Source organism: Mesoflavibacter sp. SCSIO 43206, from assembly GCF_019904215.1.
GTDB lineage: Bacteria > Bacteroidota > Bacteroidia > Flavobacteriales > Flavobacteriaceae > Mesoflavibacter > Mesoflavibacter zeaxanthinifaciens.
The window spans coordinates 1,942,352-1,962,474 of sequence record NZ_CP063201.1; the positions used below are offsets into that span (position 1 = coordinate 1,942,352).

Annotated in this window: 10 protein-coding genes and 1 tRNA gene; 4 read left to right on the top strand and 7 right to left on the bottom strand. The window is 34.1% G+C overall.

Annotation, left to right across the window (positions count from 1 at the left end; all coding sequences use genetic code 11):
• Positions 1–3: 3 nt before the first annotated feature.
• The 4 genes from INR78_RS08970 (at position 4) to INR78_RS08985 (ending at position 14,893) form a co-directional block, all read left to right on the top strand.
• The gene (locus INR78_RS08970) at positions 4–4,764 is read left to right on the top strand and encodes a hypothetical protein (protein ID WP_223076239.1); all 4,761 of its coding nucleotides are present in this window, start codon (positions 4–6) and stop codon (positions 4,762–4,764) included.
• Positions 4,761–6,167 carry a helix-turn-helix domain-containing protein gene (locus tag INR78_RS08975; protein ID WP_223076240.1) on the top strand — a complete coding sequence of 469 codons (1,407 nt, stop codon included), beginning with the start codon at positions 4,761–4,763 and terminating at the stop codon, positions 6,165–6,167. Before INR78_RS08970 ends, INR78_RS08975 begins: the two co-directional genes overlap by 4 nt.
• A 340-nt stretch (positions 6,168–6,507) precedes the next feature.
• Positions 6,508–12,813: a DEAD/DEAH box helicase gene (locus tag INR78_RS08980; protein WP_223076241.1), complete on the top strand. Its 6,306-nt coding sequence runs from the start codon at positions 6,508–6,510 to the stop codon at positions 12,811–12,813.
• 94 nt (positions 12,814–12,907) lie between these two features.
• Positions 12,908–14,893: a UvrD-helicase domain-containing protein gene (locus INR78_RS08985; RefSeq protein ID WP_223076242.1), complete on the top strand. Its 1,986-nt coding sequence runs from the start codon at positions 12,908–12,910 to the stop codon at positions 14,891–14,893.
• Positions 14,894–14,973: 80 nt separating this feature from the next.
• Here the strand turns inward: INR78_RS08985 and INR78_RS08990 are convergent, their stop codons facing one another.
• From INR78_RS08990 to INR78_RS09020, 7 genes are all read right to left on the bottom strand, one after another.
• The gene (locus tag INR78_RS08990; protein ID WP_223076243.1) at positions 14,974–15,657 is read right to left on the bottom strand and encodes an ATPase; all 684 of its coding nucleotides are present in this window, start codon (positions 15,655–15,657) and stop codon (positions 14,974–14,976) included.
• Positions 15,654–16,436, bottom strand: coding sequence for a hypothetical protein (locus INR78_RS08995; protein ID WP_223076244.1), 783 nt, complete (start codon positions 16,434–16,436; stop codon positions 15,654–15,656). The genes INR78_RS08990 and INR78_RS08995 overlap by 4 nt, the downstream gene beginning before the upstream one ends.
• A gap of 9 nt (positions 16,437–16,445) precedes the next feature.
• On the bottom strand, positions 16,446–16,718 hold the full coding sequence (locus INR78_RS09000; RefSeq protein WP_223076245.1) for a helix-turn-helix domain-containing protein: 273 nt from the start codon (positions 16,716–16,718) through the stop codon (positions 16,446–16,448).
• Positions 16,719–16,940: 222 nt separating this feature from the next.
• Positions 16,941–17,795 (bottom strand): RteC domain-containing protein, encoded by an 855-nt coding sequence (locus INR78_RS09005; RefSeq protein WP_255593043.1) that lies wholly within the window; start codon positions 17,793–17,795, stop codon positions 16,941–16,943.
• A gap of 87 nt (positions 17,796–17,882) precedes the next feature.
• Positions 17,883–19,154 carry a site-specific integrase gene (locus INR78_RS09010; RefSeq protein ID WP_223076246.1) on the bottom strand — a complete coding sequence of 424 codons (1,272 nt, stop codon included), beginning with the start codon at positions 19,152–19,154 and terminating at the stop codon, positions 17,883–17,885.
• Between the two features lie 232 nt (positions 19,155–19,386).
• Positions 19,387–19,460 (bottom strand) — tRNA-Arg (locus tag INR78_RS09015).
• Between the two features lie 64 nt (positions 19,461–19,524).
• A complete protein-coding gene (locus tag INR78_RS09020) occupies positions 19,525–19,677 on the bottom strand; it encodes a hypothetical protein (protein ID WP_027880722.1) in 153 nt (50 codons plus the stop codon).
• Positions 19,678–20,123: the final 446 nt, after the last annotated feature.

The window sequence follows — 20,123 nt, forward strand, 5'->3', positions numbered from 1 at the left end:
CTGATGATAGAATTTTTAGAAAATATAGGCGATTACTTTTCTCAGCATTTCTTTGATGAAGATTTCCCGAAGAAAGTATTTGATAAATCGGGCTATGGTGCAGACCACATTAAGGAATTTACTAGTAAGATAGCGCCATTAAGTGAGAAGTATTATAAGTTTAAAAACGATTACTTAAACCTACGTAGAACTAAGGACAAAGTAAAGCGTACCCACGATTTCCATACCCAATTATTGCAAGCACTAGGATACATAAATGGCGTGCGTGCTTATGATGAACCTGTGGTGATGGATGATAAAAAAATCATCCCAGTACGTTATCGATTTAACAAGAATGACAAGCCGTATTTGTACATAATGGAGATGCAGCCTATGATTCAAGTAGGTGAAGTAGACGCAGATGGGCTGTATGAACAAAGCTACATAAAGGAGGACTGGGAGAAAGTTCTTCCAGACTCTTGGGATGGTTATGACATACGACCAGAAGTTATAAAAGAAGCGCTGTCAGAATTGTTTTTACTGCCAGAAGAAGAGCGTCCGGTGTATTTAATAATGCTTGCAGGACCAAAAATATTTCTAATACAATATGAAAAATGGAAGTTTGATAGCTATTTACTTTTTGATCTAGAAGAGCTTTTTACAGTAACTAAAACGGCTTCAAATAAAAATTTACTAGCGCTATTTTATGCACTACTCGCTAAAAAGCAATTCATTTCGGAAACCGAAAGTGTTTTGGTAGGTTTAGAAGAAGATGCACACAAAGCCAGTTATGGTGTTACGGTTACTTTAAAAAGTGCCGTAATCTATGCGGTAGAAGCCCTAGCAAATGAAGCCATATATTATAAATCATCACAAGCCAAAACCTTAGAAGCAAAAAAGGAAATCGTTACCCTACTTGATAATGACAACTTTGCAAGAGAACTTAAGGATGAATGTCTAGAAATGGTATATCGCTTACTGTTTTTATTCTATGCAGAGTCACGAGCAGATCTTGAGATATTACCTATTAAAGACAGTACCTATCAAAAAGGCTATAGTCTAGAAATGTTACGTGATCTTGAGATGGTGCCATTAACTACAGACTCGTCCCGTAATGGTTATTTCTTTTCAGAGAGTTTATGGAAGCTTTTTGACTTTTTACATACGGGATCAGATTTAAAAGATGGTTTCCAGATGCGACCTTTAGACTCGCCATTGTTTGACAATGCATCTTTAAAGCAGTTAAAAGGTATCCAGTTTCGCAACAAGATATTGCAAGAAATTGTGGTGCGCTTATCGCTTTCTGAACGCACAAAAAATAAAGGACGTGGTAGAATTTCGTATGCTAATCTAGGTATTAACCAGTTAGGAAGTGTGTACGAGAGCTTATTATCGTACTCTGGTTTTTTTGCCAGAGAAGACCTTATCGAGGTAAAAAACGCAAAGGATAAAAACGGAACAGACGGTACCTTTTTAGTGCCTAAAACTAGGCGTGATGATTTTAAAGAAACCGAGATATTAAAAGACCCAGAGCATCCAGAACAAGACGTTATTATTCCTAAAGGACATTTTGTGTATCGCTTGAACGGTCGTGATCGTAAAAACTCAGCATCGTATTACACGCCAGAAGTACTGACACAAACCACCGTAAAATATACACTTAAAAGCATTATAGAACGCCTTAAAGAAAAACAAGCTATTGTAGATGGTGTGCTTACTGGTGAAGCCTGTGCAGACGAGATTTTAAAACTTAAAATACTTGAACCAGCAATGGGTGCGGCAGCCTTCCATAATGAGGTGATTAACCAGCTGGCTGTTGCTTATTTAGAGCTAAAAGAAAATGAAGAACAAGCAGCTGGTCGCAAGCGCATTACACCTGGCGATTATAAAGACGAGCTACAAAAGGTAAAAGCCTACATCGCCGCAAACAATGTGTATGGTGTAGACCTTAACCCAACTGCGGTAGAGCTAGGTAAACTATCCTTATGGCTTAACTGTATGCATAAAAATATGGAAACGCCATTTTTTGCGCATCGTTTAGGTGCTGGTAATGCAGTTGTGGGCGCCTGGTTAAAGGTGTATAATGATAAAGACTGTTTAGAAGAATTCCCTGTTTTGGCAAACGGTAAAATTGGTAAAAAACCCATTCCAAAACCGTGGTGGGACAAGGCGCCTAAACGTGTAATGTGGAACAAAAAGGGTACGCTTTCGCGAAAGCGTAATCAAATCTATCATTTCTTGCTACCAGATGATAATATGGTACCTAGTTATGGTATTAAATTATTAAAAAATGAGTTAACCGAAGTTGAGCAAAAAGCATTTAAAGACTGGCGAAACGACTTTAAAAAACCACTAACACGCTTAGAGTTAAACCGATTACAAAAAATAAGTAGTGTTATAGATTACCTGCTTGAGGAACATTATAAGCAGCAAATGGGTATGGTAAAAGATACTGCCAGCGTGTACCAGGTATATGGCCAGCCCAACCCACAGACCACTACCAAAGCCTATAATGAAAAAGAGCGACTCACCGATGCCCGTAAAGACCGTAGCGCGCCCTATTTTAAGTTAAAAATGATACTAGACTACTGGTGTAGTTTATGGTTTTGGGACGTGCGCGATATTAGGTTACTGCCTAACCGTACCGAGTGGTATAACGAGGTAGAATCTATACTACAGATAGACACTAATGAGCTGCTGGCAGATGGCACACCACAGGACATTAAAGAGCAAATACGTAAAAAAGCCCGAGCAGGCACCTTATTTGATACCAGTGACCGAATTGAAAAAATAGAGCAGCTGGCACAGCAACACCGCTTTTTTCATAACGAGTTAGAGTTTATAGAAGTCTTTTATGAGCGTGGCGGTTTTGATGTGATTGTAGGGAATCCACCGTGGATAAGTATTGGATTTGATGAATCAGGAATTTTATCTGAATACTTTCCAGAAGTTGAAATACGCAGATATAATGCCTCTACAGTGAAGAAAATGTTGATAGAAAAACTTAAGGGAAATCAACATTTGGAAGATCTTTTATTTAATGAAAGTATCGCTGCAACTTCTACTCAAGAGTTTATGGGAACACCACAGAATTATAATCTGTTAACTGGACAAAAAAATAATTTATACAAGTGTGTTTTAAATAATTCAATCGAAGTTTTAAATACAGACGGTTATGCAGGATTAGTTCACCCAGAAGGTATTTATGATGATCCAAGAGGTAGAAAATTGAGAAAAGATTTATTTCAAAGGTTGGTTTATCATTTTCAGTTTAAAAATGAACTTATCTTATTTTCAGAAGTACATCACGAAACCATTTTTAGCTTAAATATTTATTCAGGAGAGAAATCATCGATATCATTTTTTAATATTAATAATTTATTTCATCCATCAACTATTAATCTAAGCTTTCAGCATAGTGGTGTTGGATTACCATCAGGTATTAAGTCTTATGACGAAAATGAAAAAAAATTAGTTTGGAATATATTACCACACAAAAGCAGAATTGTTGAAATTGATATCATAAGCTTAATGACATTATCAACATTATTTGAAAATTCAGATAAATGGCAGTCGGCTAAATTAGTAAGTATACATACTAGAGAAATTCTTTCGGTATTGAGTAAATTGGCAGATTTTGAAGGTAAAGTTTCTGATGAAAAACATAAAATCGTTATTGGTTACGATCAAGCCCAAGCTGTAAAAGATGGTTTATTGATCCAAAGTACAAAATACCCAAAAATTGATGATTATGAGTTGATATTAAGTGGACCTCACTTTTTTGTTGCAAATCCATTTTATAAAACACCAAGAAAGATTTGCAGTTTGAATTCACATTATGATGTAATTGATCTTTTAGAAACTAAAGAATCTGTGCAAAGAACAAATTTTGTGCCTACTGAAATTAAGAAGAACAAAAGAGAGGAAGATCAATTTTCAAAAGAAAATAAATGGCTGAATTCGTATAAAATTGCTTTCACTAGAATGATGAGTTTAACAGGAGAAAGAACTTTGCAGTGTGCCATATTACCACCTAAGGTTTCGCATATCAATAGTATTAACTCAATTACCTTCGAAAAAGATGAAAGACTTATTGAGCTAAGTGCTTTGGCATCTTCAATAGTTTTAGATTTCTATATGAAGTCACTAGGAAGTGGTAATCTGAAAGATTCAATGATGAAGAACTTACCGTTAAAAGTTCCTTTTGAATATCAAAAGTATTTGTTTATTAGAACATTAATATTGAATTGCCTCAGTGATAATTACAAAGATTTATGGCAGCGCAACTGGAATGAAGATTTTAAAGAAGACTCTTGGAGTATAAATGACTCTAGGCTAAAACCATTTAACACTCTAACTAAAGAATGGAAATGGGAAACCCCATTACGTAATTGGTTTGAGCGCAGGCAAGCACTTGTTGAGATAGATGTGATTACTGCTATGGCATTAGGTTTATCGTTAGAAGAATTGATTTTAATGTACAATGTACAGTTTCCTGTATTACAACAAAATGAAGACGACACCTGGTATGATACTACTGGTAATATTGTATTTACCGTATCTAAAGGTCTTGTAGGCGTAGGTCTAGACCGCAGTGACTGGAACAGCATTAAGGATCTAAAAGCAGGAGAAACCTATGAGCATACCATTACAAAAAGTGAGTTATATCAAGGTAAAACAGTAACCTACCACGCGCCTTTTACTAAGTGTGACCGTGTAGAAGATTATAAAGTAGCCTGGGCGCATTTTGAGAACATTTTTAAAACAGAAGAAGCAGTAGTATGATCACAGATAAAGACATAAAAAGCATTGCAGCTTCTGGAGAAGGTTACAATGCAGAGTTTAAAGTGCGTCTGCCTAAAAAAATAAAAGAGGTTACAGAAGAGATATGTGCGTTTGCAAATGCATCTGGCGGTACATTATTAATAGGTGTAGATGATGATAATGTGATACAAGGGTGTACCATAGACAATGCAAAACGGTCTGCCATACAAAATAGCATACGAGAAATTAAACCAGCTCTTAATTGTGAAATATATTCAGTAGATGTAGATGGTAAAGAAATCTGGGTGATAGAAGTACCATCTGGTACTCAAAAACCTTATGCTTTAAGTGGTGCTATCTATGTACGTATAGGTCCTAATTCTCAAAAAGTAACTGAGATTGAGGAGATGCGCGATTTTTTTCAACAAGCAGATCGCATTTATTTTGATGAAACACCGTGTCCAGCTTTTGACATAGCCACAGGTATTCACGCAGAAAATTTAAAGGAGTTTAAAGCAGAAGCAAATTTATCTAGCGCAGTACCTAACGAGCAGATTTTTAAAAATCTGAAGTTACAAGATCAAAAAAACGCCTTTAAAAACGGAGCGGTGTTGTTTTTTGGTAAAGAACCACAACAATATATTGATACTGCATTGATACGTTGCGTTGCTTTTGATGGTAAGGATAAACGATATATTGTAGATGATAAAAAATTTACAGGACCATTATATGTGCAGTACAAAGATGCGATACAATGGTTAAAGAACAAATTAGATGTGCGTTATGAGATTGAAGGCTCTACAGGACCACGTGAAGAAGTTTGGGAAATACCACAAACCGTATTTAAGGAAGCTATAGTTAATGCGCTAGCTCATAGAGATTATTATGATAGAGGTGCTACCATTACTATAGAGCTTTTTGATGATCGTGTAGAAATCGCAAATCCAGGTGGACTGGTAAGTGCTGTATCTTCAAAAGATTTTGGTAAACGTAGCCATAGTCGCAACCCATTAGTATTTGGGCTTTTTGCACGTATGCGTATGGTAGAACAAATAGGCTCTGGTATAGGCCGTATTAAAGACCTTATGAAAGAGAACGATTTACAACCGCCACATTTTTCTTTTGATGGAATGTTTACGGTAACACTTACAAGACCTTTTGATTTTGAAAAATGGATAGCCCGATGGGAAAAGCATCTTACAGATAATCGATTAGAAATTTTACGAGCCGTCAATGAAAATAGTAAAGTGACTATAGGAGAGCTGGCGAGTAAAATTGGTATAAGTGATACGGCTATTGGGAAGAATATAGATGTCCTTAAAGAATTAGGACTTTTAGATAGAGAAGGCACTAAAGGTGGTAATTGGAAATTACTACATATTCTACCTGAAAATGATGATGGAGTTGGTAAATCAGGTTGGTAAATAAATAATAGATGATACCTCTATTTACGGCGACCAGAAGCATATTTACAAATATTGGTTGGTAAATCAGGTTGGTAAATAAATAGATTATAACTAAATCTTAAATTATTGATAATAAAACAGTTAATAAACAGACTGTTTAAAAGGTTGGTAAATCAGGTTGGTAAATAATGAGAAAGTTGGTGATTGACTCTTAAAAAGGATGTTGGTAAATCTGGTTGGTGAATAAACACGTTGTCGTTACAGTATTTACAAAAGTTGACAAGGTGAAAAAAATAACAGGTTGGTAAATTCAGTTGGTGAATAAATGAGAATAATAACAATAAACAAGAACATATAGATGCTACCATTATTACAAGCAAATGAAATAAAGCAAGCGGTGGTAGATTATCTAAGATCTACCTTCAACTTTGAAGATCCGTTACTGGATCAATCATTTGAAGATTTCCTTTTAAGTGAACAAAAGGGAATGTTTAAAGGACCGTATATGCAGTTAAGACTGCCTTTTGATAAGATTGCTACAGATGGAGATAGAGACGCTTTCGCGAAAGCGTTATACGTAAAACCACCTTTTGATCCGTACCATCATCAATTTTTATCCTTTCTCAAACTATCTACACGTAACGGTCATAAGCCAGAACCTGTAATACTTACCACAGGAACAGGATCTGGTAAAACAGAGAGTTTTTTATTTCCGTTACTAGATTATTGCTATCAACATAGAGATAAACCAGGGATAAAAGCCATTATTCTGTATCCTATGAACGCACTAGCAACAGACCAAGCACGCAGGATAGCAGAAGAAATTAATGATTTTAATGACGGTGAATTAAAGGGGAAAATACGTGCTGGACTTTTTATAGGAGAAGGAAAAGATAAGGATGGGATACGTGCAACACGTATGAGCGAGGATCGTATTATAGAAGATCGTAAAACACTTGTAGATGCACCGCCAGATATATTGCTTACCAATTTTAAGATGCTTGATTTTGCATTACTACAAGCAAGATTTCATAATTTATGGAGCCACAACTTTAAAAATACAGACCTTTTAAAGTTTATAGTACTGGATGAGCTACACACTTATGATGGAGCAAAAGGATCTGACGTAGCAAACTTAATACGTCGCTTAAAGTTAAAACTAAAACTGTCTAAAGATCAAATCGTACCTGTAGGAACATCTGCAACAATGGGTGGTGGAGATCATGGAAAGCTGGAGCTTGTAGATTTCTTTTCTAAAGTATTTGGAGTAAAAGTTACAACCGATGCGGTTATAGAAGAACAGCGTTTAGAACCAGATGAGTTTTTTGATGATACTATAGAAGAACCTGTTATTGATATAACTCAGATTCAAAAATGCGCTTTTGAGGAGAACGACACCTATGACAGCTATTTAGAGCGGCAACTGGTTTTTTGGGGTTATGCAGGTTTATCACCCAAAGATTTAGGAGATGCACTCAAAAAAAACAAATGGTTTTTTGACTTATTGAAGATCACAAAATCTGATGTAGTTGAAATTAAACCAAAGTTAAAGCGATGGAGAGAAAAAATAGGCCTTGAATTAGATGATAAAGAGATTCACTTACTATTTGGCTCCCTACTAGCGCTCATAACGTATGCCAAAGAACAATCTGGCTCTAAACAGTTTCCTTTTTTATACCTGCAAATCACCTATTGGTTACGCAGTCTTTCAAAAATAGTGCGTAAACTGCAACCTACCGCTGCTTTTGAATGGGAAAGCGATATGAATCCTAATGATCCCGTAAAATCGTTGCCACCATACTTTTGTAGAGAATGTGGAGGTAGCGGATGGATAGGTGTCAAGAAAGAACAAAATGCGCATTTTGAGGACGATTTATCTAGAACACGCCAGCAATTAATGGCGCATAGTCAAAACAAGAATTTATATTTTATTAGTAGCCTTGAAGACCGGAAGTATCAAGAAGTTTATGCTTCTGACTACACGCACTCTGGAGATGCGATAGACGGTTATTTGCATCCACATTCCTTAAGTATTTATGATAATTACGAGAGTAACGATTATTTTAAAATACTAGGAACACGTATAGTTGATGGTAATAGAATAGATAAAATCTGTCCACATTGCAATTCTCGTAATACACTAGCACTTATAGGAACAGGTGTCCCTACCTTAGAGTCCATAGCAACAGCGCAGGTACTTGCTACAGCAACAGATCCTACTAAAGATGGGCAACGTAAGTTACTTGCTTTTACAAATGGAGTTCAAGACGCAGCACATCAAGCCGGTTTTATAGAAAATAGAAACTTTCGTTTTGGTATGCGCCACGCAATACAAGCAGTTTTGAAAGATGTAAAAGAGCCTATTACACTACCACAAGTGTATGAACGATTTATAGAACACTGGAAAGAACACTCAGACGATGAAGAAACAGGAAATTTAGACGCTTATTATTACAAATTTTTTCCGCCAGATTGTGAGGCGAGATTAGAAATAAGCGATTACAGAAATAAGGACGGAAAATTAAGTAGTGTTTTTGATAAAGAGTTTTCTAATAGAATGTCTTGGGAAATTTGGTCTGAATTTTCATATAGCGCGATGATAGGTCGTACGCTTGAAAAAACGGGAGCATCTGCAACCTATTTTGATACAGCAATAATGAGTGAGGTCTATGACCAAATGAAATATTGGTTAGACGAAAATAAATTAGGAACAGCCATAGATAAAGAGCCCTTTTTAAAATTCTTAAATGGCTTTTTACACCGATTACGAACAAAAGGAGGTGTAGATCATAAATATCTAAAAAAGTATAGGACAGAACGTACTAACTCATATTTAATAGGACACAGAGGTAATGTAAACAAACAATACTTCTTAATGAAAAACTTTGGGCCATCATCAAGACTGCCTAAATTTTTAGCGCTTGCAAGTGGTGCAAATACAAGAGCTTTTGATGTTGTTCAAACAACTACTAAGGACAACTGGTTTAGTGCGTATTTTAAAAAGTGCTTTCAAGAGATTATTCAAGAAGAGACCGTTTTAATAAATGATTTTTATGCCCAGTTGTTAGACTACCTAGATGCTAATAAAATATTAGATAAACGCGTTGCAGCTGGTGTTACAAACTATGGGTTGTCTGAAAATAGCATTTATTTGAGTCCAAATGTTGTTCATTATGAATGTTCTCATTGCGGTAATCAAATAAATACTGGTGAAGCACAAGCATCATTAGTAAGTGGGATGAAATGTTTACAATACCGTTGTAAAGGACAGTATGAAGCTGCAGAAAACACCCAGTTAGATTATTACCGTATGGTTTATAATCGTGGACGCTCGTTACGAATTTTTGCAAAAGATCATACTGGGCTTATTGATAGAAATGAACGTGAAAAATTAGAGTATGATTTTAAAAGACAACCTAAACAAGATAGTACAAACGTATTAGTAGCAACCTCTACATTAGAGATGGGTATAGATATTGGTGATCTTAATGTGACCTTCAATTCTTCCTTACCGCCTGAAACAGCTAATTATCTGCAGCGTATAGGACGTGCAGGAAGATCTAGTGGTACGTCAATGATTTTGAATCTTGCCGGACGTGATGCTCACGATTTATATTACTTTCAAGACCCTCAATATATGATGAGTGGGCAAATAAAAACACCATCGTGTTATTTAGAAGCAAAGGATATTTTAAAGCGACACTTTATGGCTTTTTGCTTTGATCATTGGGCTTCAATGGATCCTGAGGAAAATAATATACCTCCAATGGTGAGAGTATTGAGATTGAAATCTCTAAAACCAGGTGATCCTAATTTCTTATTTCAAAAAATAGCTACACATATAGAGAATAATAAAACCTTACTTTATGATTTATTTGTTGAGCAATACAAGGAACAGTTAGGTGATAATTCTAAAAGCCTTGCATCTATTTTTGAAGATTTAAGTTCTGGACGTTTTATTAATAGATTAACTTGTTTACATAAGAATTTACTGGATGAGATAGAGTATTATCAAGGGAAGATAAAACTTGTAAACAAGAGACTTAAAGCACTACCGGAGACAGGTAATGAAACGGTAATCCTTAAAAATGAGAAAAGAGCTTTGTCTAGTGCTATTTACAATATTAATAGACGTAATGTAATTGAGTATTTGACTAACGTAGGTGTTTTACCTAATTACGCTTTTCCAGAAACTGGAGTTACCTTAAATGCACAAATTAAAAGAAAGAAGGAAGTAGATGGGAAAACAGAATATAAATATGAAGATTTTAGTGAAATAGTTAGACCTAGTTCATCTGCATTAACAGAATTGGCTCCTGCGAACATATTCTATTCTCAGGGTCATAAACTGAAGTCTGAAGGTTTAGAGATCAAGTCTCAAGAAGATTATGAAGAGCATCGTTTTTGTAGTAACTGTAATCACGTAAAGAAAGAAATTGATGTAGAGGAAAATGAACAATCTCAATGCCCAGTTTGTGGTCACGGCTCTTGGTCTAGCTTAAATAACAGAAAATTTCTTGTAAAACTTCAAGGTGTTTTATCTGTAAATGATAAAGAACGTTCAAAAATCACAGATTCTTCAGATGATAGAGAGCGACATTTTTATCAAAAATCGGTACATATCAAGATTAATCAATCATCTTCTCAAGGTGCACACGTCTTAAAGAGAGTGCCTTTTGGAATCGAGTTTTTTCAAGACGTAGACTACTTAGAGATAAATACCGGTATTAGAGAAGAAGGTTTTTTTGGTACAAGGGAAATTGAAATCAATGGAGAAAAACACCCACAAGTAGGATTTGTAGTTTGTAAAACGTGTGGAAAATCTACAGAACGTTCACTGTCAGCAAGAGAATTAAACAATAGAGATAGAGCCTACCACTTCCCTTATTGTTCTAACCGAGAAGTGTTGTACGACGATCAATCTGATGATGTTTTTAATGAAATTTATTTGTATCGTAAATTTAATACTGAAGCCTTATCAATACTGCTTCCTGTTGAAGATTTTAGATCTGAAGAGCGTATAGCATTATTTAAGGCAGGTCTTCAGTTAGGTTTGAAAGAATATTTTAAAGGTCGTCCGGATCATATCCTAATTAGAGAGAATGAAATTTTTAATAAAACGACAAATAGAAAAGATCGATATCTGGTTTTCTATGAAACTATTCCTGGAGGAACAGGATATTTATCAAAGCTATTTGATACTACAGTTTTTACTAAAATTTTAGAAAAGGCTTATGAACGTATTGCTTACTGTTCGTGTAAGCAAGAAGGAAAGGATGGATGTTATAGATGTATTTATACTTACGGTAACCAATATGAGAGAACCATCTTAAGCCGTACTGAAGCAGAGGAGTTATTTTCTAATATACTAGAAAAGACTGATGAGTGGAATAGTATAGAAAGCCTTCAAAATGTAAGTACGTTTGGAAATAATGAAGAGTCAGACTTAGAATGGAAGTTTAAAGGACTTCTCGAAGAATTTGCAAATAAGTTTTCAGGTTCAACTTTTGAGTCTGACAATGAGATGGGACTTAAAATTTACAAACTTAAGCTCGCTTATTATGGTAATGAAATTGTTTACAAAGTATATCCTCAAAATCTCAATAGGTGGCTTTTTGGTATCGAGAAGAAAACACGTCCTGATTTTGTTTTAAAATGTGTTGGACTTACTAAAAATGGTAAAAAATTTACGCTAGACGAATTAGAAACCATAAAGGATATTGTAATATATCTTGACGGTTATGAGTATCACGCTAGTGAAAATCATAGCGATCGCTTTCCTAAAGATTTAGAAATAAGAAATAGTATTATCAATTCTGGCAGATATAATCAATGGGTATTTACTTGGAGTGATTTTGCAGAGTCTATATTTAATGATAAAGATGCTATAGGGCTTAAACAAGACGAGAAATTTATAGTTGGTAAATTTTTTCTGAAACATAGTTCTTTTAAAGAATATGATTTTAGAGACGTTTATTATAATAATAATGCGACGCGATTTTTTCAACTTCTTATAAATCCTATTACCGTAGTCGATAATAAAAATTGGTCAAGTCTTGCCGTATTTAGCTTTCAAAGTAAGATGATGGGGGTTTCTTACAGTCCTGAAAGTGTTGAGCAAATAATTGAGACGAGAAGTATCAAAGATATTGAAAAGGGCAACTTAAAGCTAACTAATTATATTCACGCAGATGATTTACAATTAAAAGACGAAGCTAGTTTTGGTTTGTTTATTCGTCCAGAAGATTTTAAACTTAAAGGCTATGGTTATTATAAAGCTGTACCGTTTTGGGATAAAGAAAATTGGGCTTTATTCTGGAGGTTTTACAATCTAACACAATTTCATAATATAGAGGTATACTCTTTTGATAAAGAGATTAAAAAAGAGGTTTCTATAGTGCAAGGAGCTGTAAGCGAAAAGACATTACTAAATTTCTCGGAAGAATTGCACGATATTGTTAAGTTATTCGCTAAGAATGGTTTTGATTTTAATACAGATACAGATTTTGATTTAATGGATAATGATGTGATTTTAGCATCTGCCGAATTAGGCTCTCACGATAAAAAAATAGTTGTTAGTCCTTTTGATTCAGAATCAGAAAAAATATTTATTACAAATGGATATCAGGTTTTTACTCCTGACAATTTTAAATTAGAAAAATAAGATGAATAACGCCATAAAATTGTTCATACACGACTCTTTTTTTGATGCTTTCTCTGTACTACCTAGAAAGATACAGAAGAAGACTAGGGAGTTTATGAAAAAGTTTAAAGAAGACCCTAAATCTAGTGCCATCAATTATGAAAAGATAAATACATTTAAAGATCAGTCTCTTCGGACGGTAAGAATAGATCAAAAATACCGTGCTATTATACAAGCTCCAGAGGAAGGTAATGGATTTCATTTACTATGGGTTGACAATCACGATGAAGCAATGGATTGGGCTGAGAATAAAGTTTTTGAATGGAATGCGAGTACGCAATCATTTCAAATGTATGACCGCCCTAAAAACCAAACTAAACCTGTGTCAACTAACGTCACCGTAAAAGATGCAGCCTCACTTTATACATCATATTCAGACGATCAACTGACTAGTATTGGTGTACCTAAAGATCTTATTGGATTGGTTAAAAGCATCGAGCGCGTTGAACATTTAGAAAGTTATGCTTCCAATCTTCCATCAGATGTTTATGAGTATTTATACTACTTGTCTGAAGGAATTTCATTAAAAGATATTCTTGAAGAAATAGAGGCTGGTAAAGTATCAGATGACAATACCTTGAGTCCTAATGCTCAGAAGAATGTATACGTGCTTACAGATGATGAAGAGCTTGAAAATATATTATCTGGAGATTTCGAAAAATGGAAATTATTTCTGCATCCATCACAGCGTTCTATAGCTTATGGAGAGTTTAAAGGTCCTCTTAAAGTCACTGGAAGCGCTGGTACAGGTAAAACAGTCTGTGCTTTACATAGAGCTAAGTATTTATCGCAAAAATTAGAATCATTTGATAAGCCAATTCTTTTTACAACATTTACTAAAAGCTTGACGCAGTATTTAAGTACAGTAACTGAAAAATTTAGTATACCTGATAGTGAAATAGTAATTTTAAATATCGACAAACTAATCTTTGAATTGGCACGTGAATTTAAAGTAATTGATGAGTCGTCGGGAATGATTAATAGTAGCCAAGAGCTAGAACTGTGGAAAGAGATTATTGAATTTAATCCATCTACTTTTGATGAAAACTTTCTTCAGGATGAATACAACGATGTGATTTTAGCAAATTCAGTAAAATCGGTTAATGAATATTATAAAACTTCTCGAGTTGGTCGCTCTGTTAGAATAGGTCGCCAAGATAAAACTCAAATTTGGGAGCTTTGCGAAGAGTTTATAAAGGCTAAGGAATCAAACTATACTAAATTTGAGTTGTGTAATTTATTAATTGCATATTTTAGTAGCATTAGCGAGAAGCCTTTTTCTCATATTATTTGCGATGAAATTCAAGACTTTTCAAATTTAGAATTATCATTATTAAGAGTTTTAGTAAATGAAAAAGAGAATGATTTGTTCTTGGTAGGAGATCCTTTTCAAAATATTTATGGAAGAAGAATTAATTTTTCTAAATCAGGTATTCACATTCGTGGTCGTAGATCTAGAAAATTAAAAGTTAACTATAGAACTACAGAAGAAATAAAAAAGAGAGCTGTAAGTATATTGTTAAATACGCAGTACGATGATTTTGATGGAGAAAAAGAAACAAATACTGGTTACGTGAGTTTAATGCACGGTTCAGACCCTACCTATAAAGTTTTTGCTAGTCCTGAAGCGGAGGATCAGTATATTTCAGAGCAGATAGAGACATTACTCCTTGATGATAGTGTAAACCCGAGTGATATCTGTATCGCAAGTAGAACAAATCGCTTAGTAGATGAAAGCAAGAAATTGCTTAACGAGATCCAACAAAAGTTTTCTGATATTAAAGCTACAATACGATCAAATGATTCAATTGTGGTGTCAACTTTTCATAATTTAAAAGGTCACGAATTCAAGCATTTATTTGTAAGAGGCTTTAGTAAGGATTATGTGCCATTTAGGCATCCTGGTTTTGATATTTATTCTGATATTCAGAAAAAAGAATATCTTAAGAAAGAGAAATCACTTTACTACGTAGTTTTCTCACGAGCAATTCAAACATTAATAATTACTGGTGTTGGCGAGAAATCAGATTGGATAGTTTGATATAATTTTATTGATGTTACCAATTTTTATAGGTGTTGAGTAACACTACATAAACCAAATAATAGAAGGTCATTAGGTTTTTAACCTCTTTTGTCTTTAGTGTTGCTATCAAAACTAAGTAGGTTGAACATAGACCGCATACGGGAGCGAACACGTTCTCCATAACGTTCTTCAATTTCTACAGCATTAAGATTTGTTGTGATATGCGTCAAAACTTGTTTTTGACGAAATACTTCATAACGTGATATGAGAATTTCTCCCATAACATTGCAATCTTTACCGTAATGTCTGCCAATGTGCTCAACGCCTAAATCATCAAAACAGTATGCTTTATTATCGCTATAATCTTCAATCATTTTGAATCCTATACCATTAAAACCAAAAACGATATTGCGACACGGAATAAAATTGTAAGTTTTTTTATGAGGGACAAGATGAGGTAATAGACGCATTAACGTCGTTTTGCCACAGCCTACTGGACCAGATAAGAGTATGCCTTTTTTAGTGTCAATATTTAGTTTCTTGCAATACTCGTGATCTTGAATGAAGTAGCTTGCCAGCTTAAGTAATAACTCGTGGTCCTCTTTGTAGATTTTGAAATTCTTGCCAAAGCATAATTTTCCTTTTGCATCTAGGTAGTTAAGTATCTTAGGGAAATCGTAATTGATGGCTTTGCCATTAAAACTACCTAATTCAAACTGTGTGGCGCCTTCAATAAGTATGTGTGGTGCCTTTGGATTAAATACTGTTTCTGATTGCTTCATAGCGGTTGATTATAATCTTTGTTTCTAACTGTGTGTAGGTTGTCTTTGATTTGGGACTGCTGTTTATTATTTGTTTTCGCATCTCGACTGCGCTCGATATGACCTGCTCGAACTGATATTTCCATATGTTTCAGCATCCAATTTTTAGCGGAAGCGTGCCAATTTTCCATTTTTATTTTACCACCTATTTTCCAGCCATTAGCTTGATAGTGGTTGTAGAATTTTTGTGCTTCTAATTGAGGCCAGTTTTCTTTTTTGAAAAAATCTAAAACTTCTAATTCATTTTTTGGAAGCTCCAGTTTATAACTGTTTTCTATTTGTTTATACTGTTTATTAGAAGGTACCAGTGCTTGTCCTTGATTTGGCACACCTAAGTCTAGAGCTTGTCTCGCAACTTGTTCCATTTGTTGTCCTGAATATGGTACAGTTGAATTTTGATGAGAATGAGCGTCTTCATTTATGAGATTCCCGCTTTCGCGGGAACTAAAGTTGAGCATCTTGATAACAGAACCTTTAAACGGATTATGTGATGGCAAATAAATGAGATATTTGTAGTGGTGCAATTGTTTGGTGCATCTATGATAGGTTGATTTTGAACCTATTTTAGACAATTGCATTACATCCTCACGGTTTACGTGGAAGCTTTCGCGAAAGCGATTATGGTTCCATATTTGAAAGAATGCTAAATATAGACTAATGTGTGTAGGGTTGAGTCTGGAATCTTTTTGGAACAAAGCAAATACCGCGTTGAGGTGTTTGATGTAATTAACGTCTGCCATTGTTTCATTTTAAGAAGCAACTTTGTTTTCTTGAAGAATACGAAGTATTTCTTCATACTCGTATAGAATGATACCACCAATTTTTGTGTAGGGCAATGTACCGTTGATTCTTAAGTTCTGTAATGTCCCTGGACTGATTTGGAGCATTTCCATCACCTCTGCAGACTTGAGGTATTTTTTGATAGTTTTTGGAGCTTTTTCTTGTAGAAGTTTTTTGAGTTCTCCAAGAAGTTCTAGTTTAAAATCGTAAAGATCGTCTGTGGTAAGAATTGATGTTGGCATTTGTAAAACAATTAAAGGTTAATAATAAGGTCCCGTATCAAGTACGGGATAACTTAAAGTACTATCATATCGAGCTTAGCTCTTAATGATAGTACTTACGTTAATTTGACTTTCGTTTTACAAAGCTGGTAAGATTTATAATTTTTTATTCGGTATGTGTTCGGTACTACCGAGATAATTTAACATTTATCACGTTGTAAAAAATGAGCATTTATTTTGAGTTCACTTAGCATTGTCAAGGTCTATGCGTTTTTCTAGACTGCGTTTTAAATGGTCTAAAAATTTTGTGGTGTCTTTCTCGCGATTCTTAATTTCGGCATATGTTTTATAGAAATTGTTTAGGTTTAAATCAAATAGTGTCGCGCAGACTTCAGCCATTTTGCTTAATTCAGCTTGTCCGTTTCTGATGGCTCCTGCACTATGTAGTGCATAAATAATTTCTACTAAATCAGTTTTAGAAGCTGTCCAGGACAAGCCATTTAAAATGGCTGGACTGACTTCTTCAATAATTATGTTGTCTTTCTTTTTGTTGAGGTATTCTAATTCAAGATCGTAATAGTTTGAGAGTAGATCATAACCAATTACTTGCGCAGCAAGATTGTCGTGACTGGTAGAAAATTCTGGATCTGTAAAATAATGAGAAGTATCTACAGGAAAGTCTATGTTGTCTTTACCGCGAACAAAATATATATGGTCTAGTGTGTTATTACATTGCCTGGTATATTGGAAGAATTCAAGATTTCGCATTTTATGTTTTTCTAGTTTGTCTATTGCGGAATGAACATATTTGATTTGTTTAGTAATACTCGCGTTAGGTTTTTCAGCAATAAATCGTCTAACTTTTGAAAAGAATTTTATTCGTCCATTGATAAACGGTTTATCATATTTGAAAAAAGATATTTCTTCTTCTTGAGTGAAGATGTTGTTCTTGGTCCTTAATTGTTTTCTTAATTTATTTAATGTCTGTACTGAAAGGTTAAGACCGTCGTTAAGAACAGATAGATTTCTTAGATTAGATTCTTCTATCTTAATGATTTCTTTTTTGTAACGTTTAATGATTTGGGAAATGTGTTGCATAGGTTGGATTTAAAATTTATCCATTAAGCTATACAACACGTTTAAAATTTCAAAATAGGAGTGAGGGAAGTAGGTTCTTATAAAAACTTAACTGCTTGCTTTTGCGTTTTTTACAACTGTGCTGTCTTTTGATTTGTTGAGTAAAACGTTTTTTAAGGCGTTCATATCTGCACTTACTTTATTTTCAAGTACACGAGCATAAATTTGAGTTGTTGCAATTTTTGAATGACCTAAAAGTTTGGAAACCGTTTCAATAGGAACGCCGTTAGAAAGCGTTACAGTCGTTGCAAATGTATGTCGTGCCATATGAAAGGTTAGATTCTTATTAATACCTACAAAATTGGCTACTTCTTTAAGAAACATATTGAGTTTTTCGTTTGTGAGTACTGGAAGCAATGAATTATTAACTGCTGTTACCGGATGATCTTTGTATTTATTTACGACATCTAAAGCTTGCCCTAATAGAGGTACTTTAACTGTTGTGTTGGTTTTCTGTCTTTTGGTCATTATCCAATTACCTCCGTCTATTCCTAAGACTAAATGATTGGGTGTTAAGTTCATTATATCTACATAGCTAATACCAGTGTAGCAGCTAAAAACGAATAGGTCGCGAACACGATCTAATCGTTCAGAAATGAAAACCTTGTTTTCGAGTTTTTCTAATTCTTGCTCTGATAGAAATTCTCTGTTTGTTTTATCGTAAGTCATTTTCCATCTAACAAAAGGATCTTTATCTATCCACTCTAAGTGATAAGCCAGGGTAACAACTTTTCTGAGTCTTTGTATGTGCTTCATTCTTGTATTGTTGCTTAATGCTTTTGGGTGGCCAGTTGGCCAAACTTCAGACAGAAACAATTCAAAATGACTTAAGAATTCAAAATTGAGTTGGTTGAGGTAAATGTCTGTTGTGTTTCTTTTTTGCTCCAGAAACTTAAATACGTAGTTTTCTGTAATGCCAAAATTTCTTATGGAGCCAGAAGCAAGTGTGTTTGCAATTTTTTTACTGTGATACTCAAAAATATTTTTAAGTGATTTTCCTTTGTTGTCAGCTTCGCCTGTGTATTGTGCTTTAATAAGTTGAGCCGTAATGAGCTCTCCTTTAAATTTAAGGTCCTGGTAAATCTGGAAGAGTTGTGTGTAAATCTGATCTAAATACTGATTAGCGTTTTGAGCTTGGTGCGAATTACCTTTGAGTTTTTTCTTTTTTGGATCCCAAAGATTTTGAGGTACCCGTCTTTTTAAACTAATATTTGCTCTTTTTTTATCTACAGTTATTCTAGCGTAGATTAATACTTCGCCATTGATAGCGTTCTTTTGGTCTGCCCAAAAGAGAATTGAAAATGTGTGTGTTGACCGCATAGTTGTCGTCTTTAGATTAAACAAATCGTCTTGACGAAAGTCAAATCAACTATAGCAATACATTCAGCGCTTTTTGTGAAAGCGTCAGTTGAACTGACACTTTGAAAATTAACTGACGGATAACTGACATATTAAAGCAAATCATATCATTTTAAATGTTGCTCTAAAAACCAGAAAACCACGTAATTCATAAGAATTACGTGGTTTTGATAAGAGTTTAAGCTCTTTAAAGTGACCTCGACAGGATTCAAACCTGTAACCTTCTGAGCCGTAATCAGATGCGCTATTCAGTTGCGCCACGAGGCCTTTTTTTTGTGGGTGCAAATATATTCCTTTTTTATATAAACATCAAAATTTATGTTATAAAAATTTAATCTAAAGCATTTTTAGTTACATAAAGTTTCCATCCAAAAATGGCTAATTGTAATTTACTAGCTTTACTAAGGTCTAAACCTTGTTTTGTATAACTGGGTAAGATTAACTTGTTTAGTTTGGCTAAAAGTTTAAAAAAAATCTTTTTCATGGTAAACCTTTTTACAAAACTACTGGTTTAATTAATGCTTGCCAAATAGCGAATTTTAAAAAAAAATGTAAAACTTATTCTAGACTAAGTTTTACTTTTTTGGTTTTTAGTAAATAATTGATGTAATAATATCAATTATTAATTTGGCAATTGTTAGCATAGTTTTTAAGGTTTAAGGGTTAATAAAAACAACCATTTAAATGATTGTTTTTTTAATATATATTTTTTCAATATTAACCTACAAGCAAAAGCAATAAAATCTATGAATTTGACTATTAAATATGAAGTAAAAAAATTAAAAAAGTTTCAACTTTTAAAAATATGCCTTCAACAAAGTTTTTAATTGAAATAATAAAATATATTTATTGTTTAAAAATGTAATAATTGTAGGGTTTTTTTTAGGGTGAAAATTTTTTACAAGGCAATTTTTATTTAAAAAACACCGA

Coding starts and splice junctions, on each gene's coding strand:
- INR78_RS08995 (WP_223076244.1), bottom strand. CDS start 16,436: ATGGCAGACGTTAATTACATCAAACACCTCAACGCGGTATTTGCTTTG.
- INR78_RS08975 (WP_223076240.1), top strand. CDS start 4,761: ATGATCACAGATAAAGACATAAAAAGCATTGCAGCTTCTGGAGAAGGT.
- INR78_RS08980 (WP_223076241.1), top strand. CDS start 6,508: ATGCTACCATTATTACAAGCAAATGAAATAAAGCAAGCGGTGGTAGAT.
- INR78_RS08970 (WP_223076239.1), top strand. CDS start 4: ATGATAGAATTTTTAGAAAATATAGGCGATTACTTTTCTCAGCATTTC.
- INR78_RS09000 (WP_223076245.1), bottom strand. CDS start 16,718: ATGCCAACATCAATTCTTACCACAGACGATCTTTACGATTTTAAACTA.
- INR78_RS09020 (WP_027880722.1), bottom strand. CDS start 19,677: ATGAAAAAGATTTTTTTTAAACTTTTAGCCAAACTAAACAAGTTAATC.
- INR78_RS09010 (WP_223076246.1), bottom strand. CDS start 19,154: ATGCGGTCAACACACACATTTTCAATTCTCTTTTGGGCAGACCAAAAG.
- INR78_RS08990 (WP_223076243.1), bottom strand. CDS start 15,657: ATGAAGCAATCAGAAACAGTATTTAATCCAAAGGCACCACACATACTT.
- INR78_RS08985 (WP_223076242.1), top strand. CDS start 12,908: ATGAAAAAGTTTAAAGAAGACCCTAAATCTAGTGCCATCAATTATGAA.
- INR78_RS09005 (WP_255593043.1), bottom strand. CDS start 17,795: ATGCAACACATTTCCCAAATCATTAAACGTTACAAAAAAGAAATCATT.